The organism is Clostridium taeniosporum (assembly GCF_001735765.2).
Taxonomy (GTDB): Bacteria; Bacillota; Clostridia; order Clostridiales; family Clostridiaceae; genus Clostridium; species Clostridium taeniosporum.
The window spans coordinates 2,701,354-2,715,661 of record NZ_CP017253.2; the positions used below are offsets into that span (position 1 = coordinate 2,701,354).

At 26.4% G+C, this 14,308-nt stretch carries 14 protein-coding genes; 3 read left to right on the forward strand and 11 right to left on the reverse strand.

The genetic code is table 11. The features are described from left to right. Entirely contained in the window at positions 1–1,398 is a 1,398-nt protein-coding gene (argH, locus tag BGI42_RS12400) for an argininosuccinate lyase (protein WP_069680596.1), read from the forward strand. Positions 1,399–1,659: 261 nt separating this feature from the next. On the opposite strand, the gene BGI42_RS12405 is transcribed toward argH, so the two are convergent. Continuing rightward, on the reverse strand, positions 1,660–2,700 hold the full coding sequence (locus tag BGI42_RS12405) for a nucleoid-associated protein (RefSeq protein WP_069680597.1): 1,041 nt from the start codon (positions 2,698–2,700) through the stop codon (positions 1,660–1,662). Between the two features lie 318 nt (positions 2,701–3,018). On the opposite strand from BGI42_RS12405, the gene BGI42_RS12410 reads away from it, so the two are divergent. Continuing rightward, the gene (locus BGI42_RS12410; protein ID WP_069680598.1) at positions 3,019–3,579 is read left to right on the forward strand and encodes a class IV adenylate cyclase; all 561 of its coding nucleotides are present in this window, start codon (positions 3,019–3,021) and stop codon (positions 3,577–3,579) included. A 323-nt stretch (positions 3,580–3,902) separates the two neighbouring features. Here the strand turns inward: BGI42_RS12410 and BGI42_RS12415 are convergent, their stop codons facing one another. From BGI42_RS12415 to BGI42_RS12460, 10 genes are all read right to left on the reverse strand, one after another. Continuing rightward, a complete protein-coding gene (locus tag BGI42_RS12415) occupies positions 3,903–4,880 on the reverse strand; it encodes a type I phosphomannose isomerase catalytic subunit (protein WP_069680599.1) in 978 nt (325 codons plus the stop codon). Between the two features lie 276 nt (positions 4,881–5,156). Beyond that, the gene (locus tag BGI42_RS12420) at positions 5,157–6,083 is read right to left on the reverse strand and encodes a 1-phosphofructokinase family hexose kinase (RefSeq protein WP_069680600.1); all 927 of its coding nucleotides are present in this window, start codon (positions 6,081–6,083) and stop codon (positions 5,157–5,159) included. Positions 6,084–6,410: 327 nt separating this feature from the next. After that, positions 6,411–7,268 carry a tagatose bisphosphate family class II aldolase gene (locus BGI42_RS12425; protein ID WP_069680601.1) on the reverse strand — a complete coding sequence of 286 codons (858 nt, stop codon included), beginning with the start codon at positions 7,266–7,268 and terminating at the stop codon, positions 6,411–6,413. A 36-nt stretch (positions 7,269–7,304) separates the two neighbouring features. Continuing rightward, positions 7,305–7,736 (reverse strand): PTS sugar transporter subunit IIA, encoded by a 432-nt coding sequence (locus tag BGI42_RS12430; RefSeq protein ID WP_105165930.1) that lies wholly within the window; start codon positions 7,734–7,736, stop codon positions 7,305–7,307. A gap of 132 nt (positions 7,737–7,868) precedes the next feature. Continuing rightward, on the reverse strand, positions 7,869–9,032 hold the full coding sequence (locus BGI42_RS12435; RefSeq protein WP_069680602.1) for an SIS domain-containing protein: 1,164 nt from the start codon (positions 9,030–9,032) through the stop codon (positions 7,869–7,871). A gap of 48 nt (positions 9,033–9,080) precedes the next feature. Continuing rightward, positions 9,081–9,809: a GntR family transcriptional regulator gene (locus BGI42_RS12440; RefSeq protein ID WP_069680603.1), complete on the reverse strand. Its 729-nt coding sequence runs from the start codon at positions 9,807–9,809 to the stop codon at positions 9,081–9,083. 284 nt (positions 9,810–10,093) lie between these two features. Beyond that, complete coding sequence (locus BGI42_RS12445) at positions 10,094–10,942, reverse strand: PTS system mannose/fructose/sorbose family transporter subunit IID (RefSeq protein WP_069680604.1); 849 nt, start codon at positions 10,940–10,942, stop codon at positions 10,094–10,096. Continuing rightward, the gene (gene agaW / locus BGI42_RS12450; RefSeq protein WP_069680605.1) at positions 10,932–11,699 is read right to left on the reverse strand and encodes a PTS N-acetylgalactosamine transporter subunit IIC; all 768 of its coding nucleotides are present in this window, start codon (positions 11,697–11,699) and stop codon (positions 10,932–10,934) included. Before agaW ends, BGI42_RS12445 begins: the two co-directional genes overlap by 11 nt. Before the next feature lie 56 nt (positions 11,700–11,755). Continuing rightward, a complete protein-coding gene (gene agaV, locus BGI42_RS12455; protein ID WP_069680606.1) occupies positions 11,756–12,232 on the reverse strand; it encodes a PTS N-acetylgalactosamine transporter subunit IIB in 477 nt (158 codons plus the stop codon). 105 nt (positions 12,233–12,337) lie between these two features. After that, positions 12,338–12,895: a hypothetical protein gene (locus BGI42_RS12460; protein ID WP_069680607.1), complete on the reverse strand. Its 558-nt coding sequence runs from the start codon at positions 12,893–12,895 to the stop codon at positions 12,338–12,340. A 173-nt stretch (positions 12,896–13,068) separates the two neighbouring features. Between BGI42_RS12460 and nagA the strand changes: the two genes are divergently transcribed. Further along, positions 13,069–14,199: an N-acetylglucosamine-6-phosphate deacetylase gene (gene nagA / locus BGI42_RS12465; protein ID WP_069680608.1), complete on the forward strand. Its 1,131-nt coding sequence runs from the start codon at positions 13,069–13,071 to the stop codon at positions 14,197–14,199. The last annotated feature ends 109 nt before the right edge of the window (positions 14,200–14,308 follow it).

Here is a 14,308-nt window from a genome sequence, read left to right on the forward strand (position 1 = left end):
ATGAAACTTTGGGGCGGACGATTTAATAAAGGTACTGATCAATTAGTTAATGATTTTAATTCGTCCATAAATATAGATTCAAGAATGTATAAAGAAGATATTGAAGGAAGTTTAGCCCATGCTGCAATGCTGGGTGAACAAAATATAATTTCAAAAGAAGCTAGTTTAAAAATCACATCAGGACTTTTAGAAATTTTAAAAAGAATAGATAATAATATAATTTCAATAGATTTAACATCTGAAGATATTCATAGTTTTGTAGAAAGTACTTTAACTGATTATATTGGTGAATATGGAAAAATGCTTCATACAGCTAGAAGTAGAAATGACCAAATAACTCTAGATTTAAGATTATATCTAAAGAAAGAACTTATAAAATTAGAAAAAGATATTTTTTATTTAGAGGAAATTTTATTAGAAAAATCTGAAGAACATATAAAAACCATCATGCCTGGATATACCCATATGCAAAAGGCTCAACCAATTACACTATCTCATCATTTATTAGCTTATGCTGAAATGTTTAAAAGAGATATAGGAAGAATTAATGATGCATATAAAAGAACTGATGAAATGCCTTTGGGAAGTGGTGCTTTAGCTACTTCTACTTATCCAATTGATAGAAATATGGTTGCAAAAAATCTTGGTTTTTCTAAAATAACATTAAATAGTTTAGATTCTGTTTCTGATAGAGATTATGTAATTGAAACTTTATCTGTACTTTCTCTAATAATGATGCATTTATCTAGATTTTCTGAAGAAGTGATTCTTTGGTGCACAGGTGAATTTAATTTCATAGAGCTCGATGATAGATACAGTACAGGCAGTAGTATAATGCCTCAAAAAAAGAATCCAGATGTTGCTGAATTAATAAGAGGTAAAACAGGCAGAGTTTATGGTGATCTTATAACACTTTTAACTATAATGAAAGGTATTCCATTAGCTTATAACAAAGACATGCAAGAAGATAAAGAAGCCTTGTTTGATGCTTTAGATACTGTTAGTTTATCATTAAAAACTTTTGCTGGAATGATTAAAACAATGAAGGTAAACAAGGATAATATGAAAAAAAGCGCTGCTTTAGGATTTACTAATGCAACTGATTTAGCAGATTACCTTGTAAAAAAAGGTGCTTACTTTAGGGATGCTCATGGAATAGTAGGACAAATAGTTCTTAAATGTATACAATACAATAAAATGATTGAGGATTTAACTCTTAATGAATTAAAAGAATTCTCTCCTATTTTTGAAGAAGATGTATATGATGCTATAAACTTATATACATGCATTCAAGAAAGAAAAGTAATAGGTGGACCTTCTAGTGATTCAATAAAACTTCAAATAAAAGAACTTAAAAAATTTATACACCAATTTAAAGAAAATAAATCTCATAGTTAAACTTGTAATAATTTAGTGAAAACTGGCGCTTATGATTAACTTATAAATAACACCTATATCACATATTGACTTATTTAATGAAAATTAGAAATATAAAAATATACTTAAAATGGATAGTTAATTTATAATAGTTAACTATCCATTTTTGTTTCCCTATTTTAAATATTAAGAAAATTATTTTACATTCCCTTATTTATCTTTCTAAAATATTGAGATTTCATAATTTATTTAATTAGATAAGCTATATTTTTATAATTACTACTATTTTTCTATATAATTATTAACATTTTTTACAACTAAATTTATTGTTCCATCACCATTTCTTTGAATTTCAAACTTACTGTCATCATGGTATACTTCTTCATTTAAATATATATCTATTTGTTTATCTATATTTAGTCTAACTCTTTTTAATTTCTTTTCAACCCAAGTTTTATCAACAATTACTTCTTCATCTAAACCTTTCCCCTTAACAAAGCTAGAAAAGTTTGATTTTTCTTCTGAATTTTCTTTAAAAAGCTCTTGTGATAATTCATCTATATTTATACTGTCTTTTTCTTTTAAACTACTCTTAACAGCTGTTCTAATTTCCTCAGCTTTAGATGCATCATTAGATATATTTTTTCTAGTCCAATCTTCAGCAGCCTTTAAGAAAGTTTTAGTCATATCTCTTTCATTTGTAATAACTTTAGCATATAAAAAGTCATTAACAAAATAATTTATTCCAAGTTCATTATCTTCTTTACTTTTTCTTTGTTTATCTAGTATCATCAAATTAAATTTATCATCTTCTCTAAAAGGTTTTATAAAAGCTGCCTTTTGTATTTTTTGACCACTACCAGGAAGTCCAGCACTTTGAGGAACTATTCCTATTCCTATTTTTTCATCTATAAACTGAATTTCATGTGTAAAATTTTTTATATAATCTAATTTAAGTATACCAATCATAGGTCCTTTATCTGTAGTTATTGATACAATTATCAAATCACACGATTCTATGTTTTCATCCATTTGCATAATTGCAAACATTTGTCTTGACAATCTTTTTGATAATTCTATAAAATCATCATCTATTCCATTTAAGTAACCTTGCACAGTTTCCTTAACACTATTAGTTCCTTGAATAAACACTCCTGATTTTAATTCCTCATCTTTAAAACATTTCTCTAAATGCTTATATAAATATTTATAAACATCATCATTTAATTCTAAAGTAAATTCATTTAAAACTGGCTCTGATGCATTTCTATCTAAAATATGTATTACAGCTTCATTTATATTAATTTCATTTATATATTCCATTATGGTTTACCCCCTATGTAATTATTATGAACATGAATATTAATAAATAATTCTCATGATACTAGCAATCTTAAGAATTATATTATAACATTAAATTATAAAAATAAATTTAAAACATAAATTTTAATCTAAGGCATATGAAAATAAATAACAAGTCAACGATACTACTGATATTTTGTAAAATACAATAACTTTGGTTTGCTAATAGTTATGCTATTAATAGGTTAAAATAATAAGTATTTCTCAAACTACTAGCATACTTACTAGTTATTTATTTGAATGTGCCTAATATAAAGTTTAATACAGGAGGTATATATCATGCAAGAAATTGAAACTAGAATTATGGATATAGATATAGATAATATTAGAAAAATTCTTATTGAAAATGGTGCAGAAAATATAAAAAAAGAAGATCAAATTAATGATATTTATGATTTTGAAGATGGAAAACTTTTAAGTAATAAAGGATATGCTCGTATAAGAACTGTAACTGACAATATAAATAATAAAGTGATTTATTATATGACAACAAAAAAAATGCTTTCTCAAGAACGCTTTAAAGTAATGGAAGAAAATGAAGTTATAGTTAACGATAAAAAAATGGCAGAAGGTATTTTTAAATCTTTAGGATTAAAATTAAAAGAATCAAATAAAAAATATAGAGAAAGCTATAAAATTTTTGACTCATTAGTTGAAATAGATATAAACGAAAAGAAATTTTGTCCTTTTCCGTATTTAGAAATAGAAACAACTTCTGAAGAAAATTTAAATAAAGTTGTCAAATTATTAGGATATACTTTAGAAGATACTACCTCACAAACAATTTACGATATTTTAAAAGAAAGAGGTTTTACTCCAAATTCCCCTAAAGGAATTTAAAAACAAACCAAGTTGGATATAAGTACCAACTTGGTTTGTTCTTATTTTTAGCTCTATTATAAATATGTGTTGATATATACAATAGATAAACTAGAATTATAATCGGATTTTGAGAATCGTTAAGTGAGAATCTAAATTTTATATTTAGCTTTTCGAACTTACTCAATGAAGTCGAGTTTCCTTTTATATTCACATTTAATGCTTATCTTAATTTTACATTTGAACCAAGCCAGAATAGAACTATACTAATTCTAACACTCCTAAATTAAAGTACTCCGTCCATTTTACTTATGTATATATCAACTTCTTACTAAAACACAGTCTTATTTTTTTATTACACTTAAAATCTCATTTTCTTCTTTTCTTACATCAGGAACATAACTTTTTAGCAATGTTAAGTTTCCTAATAATTCATATTCTCCCATAGTTGCTGGAATAAATATACTATCTCCCATTGCTATATTTTCTTCGCCATTTTTATATTTTATAGTTCCCTCTCCATCTACGCATGTAAATAAATAAAATCTATCTTTATCACTTTCTTCTTTAACATAATCATTTATTTCATATTTTTGAATTGTAAAATAATTACTTAAGCAAAGATAAGTTTTTTTATAATCTTCTTTTTCTATTAAAATTCCTTTTGAATTTTTTCCTTCTAAAGAAAAATCAATAACATCTAGAGCTTTTTCTACATGTATTTCTCTGCCTCTGTTATAATCATAAACTCTATATGTAATATCACTACTTTGTTGAATTTCTGCTATTAAAACGCCTTCACATATAGCATGTACCAATCCACTTTGTACATAAAAGAAATCTCCCTTTTTAACAGGTATTTTATTTAAATACTTATCTAAATCTCCACTTTTAATTGCCTCTTCAAATTTCTCTTTATCACAATCTTTAGTGCCGACTATTAAACTTGCATTTTCTTCAGCATCAATAACATACCATGCTTCCGTTTTTCCAAATTCATTTTCTACTCTTCTAGCATATTCATCATCTGGATGAACTTGAACTGATAACTTATCTCCAGATGTAATTAATTTAATTAATAATGGAAATTTCTCCTTATCAATTTTTTCACCTAAAAGTTTTTCTTTAAATTCATCAATTATTTCATTAAACTTCTTACCTTTTAAAGCTCCATTTTCTACTTCACCAATTCCATTTGGGTGACATGCAATATCCCAACTTTCCCCTATTACTTTATCTGGAATATTGTCCCTAAATTTTTTTAAGGCATTTCCACCCCATATTCTCTCATAATATAAATTCTTAAATTTTATTGGATACATATTAGCCTCCTAGTGAATATATTAGTATATTTAATTATTATAAATTATATTATATACCAACTGTAATATAATAACAAAGTGGCTCCAACATACTTCTTAGTTGAGAGTGAATAATTAAAAATTGAGAGTTTTAGTTCACAGTCCTAACGGTTTTCTAAAAATATATATTTTAAAATCCCCTAAGGATTTTCTCCTTAACTCTCAATTTTCCATTATCAATTCTCTACTTATTCTAAAATTATATACATAAACATTATCTTAAAACATAGTCATATATTATAATTCTTTAACAACAATTTTATCCAACAAATTCTCTACTTTATACTTGTCTATAAACCCTGTTTCTTTTTCCATTACATTGGCAGTTCCACAAGCTGATGCTAGTTTCAAAGTATTTACAATATCATATCCTCTTTCCATAGCTACTGCTATACCTCCAACATAAGCATCACCTGATCCTACTGGATTAACAACTTTTACTTTTGGAATATCTATCTTATAAACTTTATCTTTAATACCAACAATGGAACCATTTTCTCCTAATGAAATTGAAATAAACTCTATTCCTTTTTCACTTAAATATTTTATTTCATTTACAACATCTTCTTCACACAATATTCTTCTACCTGTTAAAGCTTCTATTTCATCTTTATTAGGTTTAATAAAATAAGGCTTTCCTTTAATGCCTTCTCTTAAAGCACCTCCACTAGCATCTAAAAAAAATTTCTTGTCTTTTTTATTAGCATATTCTATTAAATTTCTATAGAAATTATTAGATACATTTTTAGGAAGACTACCAGAAGCTACAATTATATTAGCTTTTTCTACTAAATCATTATACTTATTTATAAAATTCTTTTGTTCTTCATTTGTAATTTCTGGTCCAGGCTCAAGTATTTCTGTTTGAGCAGAATCATCTGTAATAAATGCCAAGCAATCCCTTGTCTCACCACTTATTTTTACAAAATCACTTTTTATCCCATAATCTAAGAGCTTTTCTTCGATAAATTCTCCGCTCTTTCCTCCAAGAAAACCTGTAACTATGCATTCTTCATTCAATATAGTAGCTACATTAGCTACATGTAATCCCTTACCACCTGGAGTATTATGAACTGATCTAGCCCTCATTACCTTTCCCTTTTGTATATCCTTTATCTCATATTTTTTATCTACAGAAGCATTAAGATTTATAACTAATATCATATATTTTGCTTACCTTTCTATATAATAAAATTATCGAACTATGTTTTAATTAAATATTTATATTATAGTATAATGACGAACTGGGATTGCAATTTGCTTTTTATAACTTTTAAGTGAGAATCTAAATTTTATATTTAACTTTTCGAACTTATTAAGTGAAGTCCAGTTTCCTTTTTACATTCATATTTACTGATTATCTTAATTTTATATTTATATTGGAAACAAGCTGAAATTGCACTATACTCATTTTAGTATTATTAAGTAAATTTCTCTGTCCATAAGATTTATACTATAATATAAGCACTATTTTAAAACATAACGTACACCTTAATATCTATTGGCACTTCCACAAACTTTTATTTTATCTTCTACTATTTTTGCCATAGCTTTTTTTCCTGGTGTCATATATTTTCTGGGATCATTAGCATTAGGATTATTTTTAAAATAATCTTTTACTGCATCTGAAAATGGTATTTTTAAATCTGTAGCTACATTTACCTTACATATCCCAAGTGAAATTGCCTTTTTAACTAACTCATCTGGGACGTCTGATGCTCCATGAAGTACTAACGGCACATGAACTTTACTTCTTATTTCTTTTAATCTTTCAAAATCCAATTTTGCTTTTCCTTTATACAAACCATGTGCTGTACCTATTGCTACTGCTAAAGAATCCACGCCTGTTCTTTTAACAAATTCTACTGCATCATCTGGATTTGTATACATTGAGTCTTTTTCAGATACTATCAAATCATCTTCTCTTCCACCAAGTTTTCCAAGTTCTGCTTCAACAGTGGCATCATATTTATGTGCATATTCTACAACTTCTTTTACTCTTGAAATATTAATCTCAAACTCTTCTTTAGATGCATCTATCATACATGATCTAAATCCAATATCTATATTTTTCTTTATTTCATTTACATCTTCAAAGTGATCTAAATGAATTGCTATTGGTATATCATATTTTTGTGCTGCAACTTCTGCCATTGCCTCTATATAAGATCCACCTGCATACTCTATTGTAGATGGTGTTCCAGCAATAATTACAGGTGATCTCATCTTCATTGCTGTATCAACAACCACTTGTAATGTTTCTAAATTGTGTATATTAAAAGCTGGAACTGCATATCCTTCTTTTTGAGCTTTCAATAACATTTGTTTTGTAGAAAGTATTTTATGCATAATATATCTCCTTTCTTATATCATTAATTTATATAGTTATATTCCATCATCATATTCAACACTTTGATTAATTCTGTTGTTTTTATATTCTTTAATCCCTTTAATTCCAGAATTTTTTATTACATCAACTAAATCATCTATATCATACACATCTCTTGACAATGTTGCTTCTAGAACCATAGGTAAATTCATGCCTGATATAACTTTAATTTTTTTATCTTTTCTTTTTTCACTAATGATAACAGACATGTTAAAAGGAGATCCCCCTGCTAAGTCTGCTAAAATCAATACTTCATCTGTATTAATATTATCAATTGCATTTTCAATATTTTCCTTTAATAAATCCGACCCTTGTCCACTTTCAAAATTTATACCTATAACTTTTTCTTGCTCTCCAGCAATTAGTTTTACAGAACTAAGTATTCCTTCTGGAAAAATTCCATGTCCCACAACAATTAACCCTATCACTTTAAAACCTCCCATAATTTCTCTACATTGCTATTACTTATTTCCTAATGCATAGTAATTTTAAAAATTAATCATTATTAATAAAGTTTATGATTTGAAGTATCGTTTACATAACCAAAAACATTTAATTATTTAAAAGAATTTCTTATGAATACGAACACCTTTTACTACTCTGTTAACTGTTCCATCTGGTCTTGGATTATCTGGAGATATCTTGTGTGTTATTGAATTAAATAATCCAAACATTTGTCCATATAAAATATAATTAAATACAGTATATATTTCTGGTATATTTTCACCATTTATCTCAATATATTGATCACAACTATTCTTTAATTTTTCATTTTTTTCATAACTTATTACTACAAGTTTATGGTTTCCAGAATCATTATATATCTCATTTATTAAGTCAAAATCATAAAGATTAGTATATTTATCTGTAGAAGTCATAATAATTATTAAAGTATTATCATTAATTATTGATTTTGGTCCATGTCTAAATCCCATAACTGATTCACATATTGTTGCTACCTTACCACTTGTAAGTTCCAAATTTTTCAATGCCATCTCTTGTGATAAATTTTTTAATATTCCTGATCCTAAATAAACTACTCTATCACATTTATAATTTACTAAGTTTAAAACTTCATTCCATTTATTTTCTAAAATATATTTTCCTTGTTTACATATTAAATCAACTATTTTTCTATTGTTTTTAATATTATCTATATCAAACATTAATATTGTTGCTAAAAGCATACAACTAAAGGAACTTGTCATGGCAAATCCTTTATCATTTGATTCCTTAGGCATAAACAAAACTAAACTATTACCATGATTAATAGCTCTTTTTGCTAGTTCTCCCTCTTCATTGCAGGTAATTACCACTTGTGATATATTTTTAATATTTTTTTCACATAAATCATATGCACCAACACTTTCAGGAGAATTTCCTGATCTAGCATATGATACTAAAATAGTTGGTGTATCTTTCTCTATATAATTTTTAGGACTTGAAACTAAATCTGTTGTTGCAATTGCTTCAACTCGTGCATCTACAGTATTCTTTACTTCCAATAAAGCTGTATCCCCTACATAGTCAGACGTACCTGCACCTGTTAATATTATCCTTGTATCTTTTGTTACATTTTTATTTAAGAATAATTTAATTTCATCTCTTTTTTTATAAATTATTTTATATGTCTCTTTCCATAAATCAGGTTGTTGCATTATTTCTTTTGATGTATTTATTGCTTTTGATTTTTCTAACTCTTCAATAGTTTTTCCAAAAATCATAATACCCTCCTTACTGGCTATATTGTAATTACCAGTATTCATAAATTTTTATTGATTATTTAGACATACTCTATATTTAAACTTATCTCCTCTTGCTATACTTACTGTATATTCAATAATTTTATTACTCTCATAAGTTATTCTTTCAATTTTTAGTCCTGGGTCTCCTTGTGATATATCTAAATAAATACTTTCTAATTTATTAATTAACACACTTTCAAGGACTTCTTCTGCTGATGTTATTCGAAGTTTAAAATCATTTTTAAAAACCTCATACATAGGATTTTCTTCTAAATCTTTTTTAGTCATACCATTAAACTTTTCATATGGTAAATAAGTTGTTTCATATATCATTGGAATATCATCTGCTATTCTTATTCTTGTTATTTTATATACTAATTCGTTCTCTTTTAACTTTAATTTTCTTATAATTTTACTATCAGGCTCTGCTATTTCAAAGTTTAATAATTTAGATATTGGTTTTTTCCCAAGTTTTCTCATTTCATCAGTAAAGGAATAGACTTTTATTAAATCTTGTTCAAATCTTCTTGATGCTATAAAATTTCCTTTTCCATGAACTTTATATATATATTTTTGCTTTTCTAATTCATCTAATGCCTGTCTTACAGTTGTTCTACTAACACCATATTTATCACAAATTTCTCTTTCTGAATCCAATTGTTCATTTTCTTCCATAGAGTTTTCTATCTGATTAATAAGAATATCCATTAATTGTGCATATAATGGAATTTTAGAATTTTTATCAATTTTATTCATCTAAATATACCTCTTTCTTCACTATCCTAATTTTTTCTAATTATAACATATTCTTATTAACTATAGAAATTATTCAGTATCTTTGAAAATTTAAAACATAAAAATTGCAAGTTATATAACGGTTTGCACACCAAACTTTTTAATTAGGAATTAATAATTTATTTAACTTAAATTTTATCATTCTCTTAACTTTAAAAATTCTATACTTTTCTATACATTAAATTTATAACTTATGAATTCCAGGTAGAGATAAAATCTCCACCTAAAATCCAAAAATTTATATTTTATAATATTGGGATATTTGTAATATATTCTATAAACTTTGCAATTAAACCTAAACAAATTGTAATTGTTATTAATTTAATTGGAGAATAACCTTTCTTTAATAATTTATACATTAAGAATGTATAACCTAAAGCTAACATATTAGGCATTACTTGATCTAAAACGCCTTCTTGCAATTTTATTGCTGAATCGCCACTTGCTGAACCTACTGAAATTACCAGTGTTGTCTTTAAATTAACCATTGAAGCTATCAATCCACCAACAACTGTTAAACCTAATATTGAAGCAGCATGAGCTATCTTCTTTGTTTGTTCTTTCAATGAAGAAAGTGCCTTAACTCCTGTATTATATCCATATTTCATCAAGAAAAATCTTAAGAAAAAATGTAATGTATTAAACATTATTAAGAAAACTATAGGTCCTGCAACATTTCCTTCCATGGCCATTGATGCACCTATACCAACACAAATTGGTAAAGCTGTTAGCCAAAATAAGGCATCACCAATACCACCTAAAGGTCCCATTGTTGCAACTTTTATTCCTCTTATTGTATCTCTATCTTCCTTATTTTCTTCCATTGCTAAGACTAACCCCATAATAAAAGTTACTAAAAATGGATGAGTATTAAAAAACTCCATATGATCTTTCATTGCTTGAGATAAATCTTCTTTATTTGTATGAATTTTCTTTAATCCTGGTATTAATCCATAAAGCCATCCACAACCTTGCATTCTTTCATAATTAAATGAAGCCTGTAAAAAAAGTGAACGCCAAACCATATGATTCAAATCTTTATTTGTAATTACCTTTTTTGTAGTAGGATCTTTATATGCTACATTAGATTCCATCTTCATATTCCTCCTCTGCAACTTTTACTACTTTTTTATTATTAGCTGAATAATAGTCATATAATGCTATACTTAATCCAACTAAAGCTAGTCCTAAAATTGAAATATGACCATATGTTACAAACAAGAAACCAATAATAAGAAATGCCATATATTCCTTCTTTAACATAATCTTTAATAGCATAGCAAATCCAATTGCTGGCATTACTCCACCTGCTACTTTTAGTCCATCAATAATCCACACTGGTACTGCTCTTACAATATCTGCTGCTTTGTCTGCTCCAAAGAATATTGGTAAAAATGCAATAACAAAATAAAATATAAATAAGAAAAGCATTCCCATATAATTTATTCTATCTATACCCCTTGTATCTGCATTTTCTGCATAATTATCAGCTTTATGCATAAAAAATGAAAATAACGTAAAAATAAATGTTATAGCAGCTTGTACAGCTACAGCAAACGGTATTGCTACACCTACTGCTGCTTGAGGTTCTAGTTTACCTAAAATAGCTATACTTGTTCCAATAATTCCTCCAATAACTACATTAGGTGGTTGTGCTCCTGCAAGAGGAACCATTCCCATAAACACAAGTTCTAATGCAGCTCCAACTATAAGTCCTGTTTTTACATCACCTAAAATTAAACCAACTACAAGTCCTGTTACTATTGGTCTGTGTACATGAGTTAATCCATCAAATAAATCTATTCCTGCAATACCTGCCCAAATAGCAATCAATAAAGCTTTAACAAACATAACTTCCTCCTTTATTAACATATTTTGTTATTAAGAATAATTTTTAATTTTATAACTTATATGTGTTTATAAATATCTTCATCTATTGCTTCATCAGGTACTCTTCTTATTTCCAATTCAATTCCTAATTCTTTAAGCCTTCTAAAAGCTTGTACATCATTTTCATCCATAAAAACTGTAGAAGAGATTTGTTTCTTTCCTTCACTAAAATGTAAATTACCTATATTTATCTTCTTTATAGGGATACCGCCTTCTACTAATCTAACAGCATCTTGTGGAGTTTTACATACTAAAAAAATTAATTGTCTTGGTGCTGCTTTGTTTATTATCTTTATAGTCTTTTGTATTGAGAAAAACCTTATTCCTATGGTATCTGGAATGACCATCTCCATTAAATTTTGTTGAATAGGATCTTTAGCCACCTCATCATTTGCTACTAATAATAAATTTGCTCCTAAATGATTTACCCAAGTAACTCCTACTTGACCATGTACTAGTCTGTTATCAATTCTAGTCAATAATATATTTGGCATTTCTCATCCCTCCTATAAATACCAATTTATTTTTCAGTAATTGGTAATTACCATACTTTAATGTTAAACCTTTACAAATATTGTGTCAATATGTTTTAAATAAATTTATTTATTTAAATTTTTATTACTTTTAAACATAAAAAAATACAATATACTAGTAACTATAGATACTAATATTATTATAAATATCATTCTAATAATTCCTAAAATTTTAAATAATACACTATATACAGCTAAACTTATAGTAAACATTAAAATAAATTTAAATATCTCTATAATATTATGTTTATTTCTTATTATCTCCATCATTTTATTTTCTGATAAATTACCACTCTTGTATTTTTTATTAAAATAACTACTAACTGTATTCGATAAAAATATTTTAATAATAAATTCTCCGATAAAAATTGTAAATATACTAACAAAAGATATAATGAATATTTTATAATTAGATATATATACTGGTAATATCCAGTTTGTTAAATTTAAGAATAAACTCATAACTATAAGTATAAATATAGCTATAGGAATACTAAATAACATTAATAAACTAGAAACTTTTAAATTCTCTTTTCCTGCACTTTTTAAAATAAATATGTTATATATATACATTGTTGAAAAAGCTAAAAAAGTTGCCAATAAAATAAAATTAACATATTTCATAAAAATTCCTCCTTTAAAATAATTATATTTTTTGACAAAAAAAATATAACTTACTCTTGTAATTTATATTGATTTATTAAATTATAAATTAATTTTTTATTTATTTTTTATTTTTATAACTTACATATTAAAACTTTTTTAATATTAAATTTGAATATTATGGAGGTAATAAAATGTTAATAAAAAATTGTAATATTATTTATTTAGATAAAATAGAATCTGGTTCTATTCTTATTGAAAATGGCAAAATAAAAAAAATAAATCCGCATAATCTTGAAGATAAAAACACTATAGATGCAAAAGGTTTGTACATTTCACCTGGATTTATAGATGTTCATATACATGGTGCTGGTGGATGTGATACTATGGATGGTACAACAGAATCTATTAATACTATTTCAAAAACAATAGCTAAACATGGTACTACTTCTTTTGTTCCTACTACTATGACTTTTTCAATAGAAGCTATTAATAAAGCTATGAAAGCAATAAAAACTCTAAAAAATAATAGTTCAGAAGGTGCACACGTTTTAGGCGTTCATTTAGAAGGACCTTTCATAAACCCTAATGCAATAGGAGCTCAAAATCCGGATTATATTCTACCACCATCAATATCTACTTATAAATCTATGGTTAAAAACTGTGAAGATTGTGTTATATCACTTACATTGGCACCAGAAATAAATGGTTCTAAAGAATTAATACAATATCTTTCTAAAAATGGAGTTGTATGTTCGTTAGGTCATACTAAAGCTACCTATGAAGAAACCATAGATGCAATTAAATATGGAGCCTGCCACTCAACTCATCTTTATAATGCAATGCCTGCTTTTAATCATAGAAATCCTGGAATTATAGGTGCTATCTTTGATAGTGATATAAAAACTGAAACTATTTCAGATGGAATTCATATATCATATCCAGCATTAAGAATTGCTTACAAACAAAAAGGAACAGATAATATCTTATTAATTACTGATTCTATGATGGCATGCTGTATGCCTGATGGTGAATATAAGTTAGGTGGTCAAGATGTGATAGTAAAAGAAGGTGTTGCAAGAGTTAAGAGTGGATCATTAGCTGGTTCTGTTTTAACTCTTGATAAAGCTGTTAGAAATGTCTATAGAAATTCTAATTTACCTTTAAATGAAATTATAAAAATGGCTTCATATAATCCAGCCAAGCATTGCAAAGTAGATCATCATAAAGGATTGATCAAAGAGGGGTATGATGCTGATTTAATATTGTTTGATGATGATATAAACATAAAAAAAGTATTCATTTCAGGCAAAGAATTTTATTAAAGGACCATTTTGATATATGCATAAGTAAAGGTGGACTTAGTAATTAAACTTAGAAATACTAAAAATGAGTATAGTCCTATTTTAGCTTGTTCCAATATAAAATTTAAAC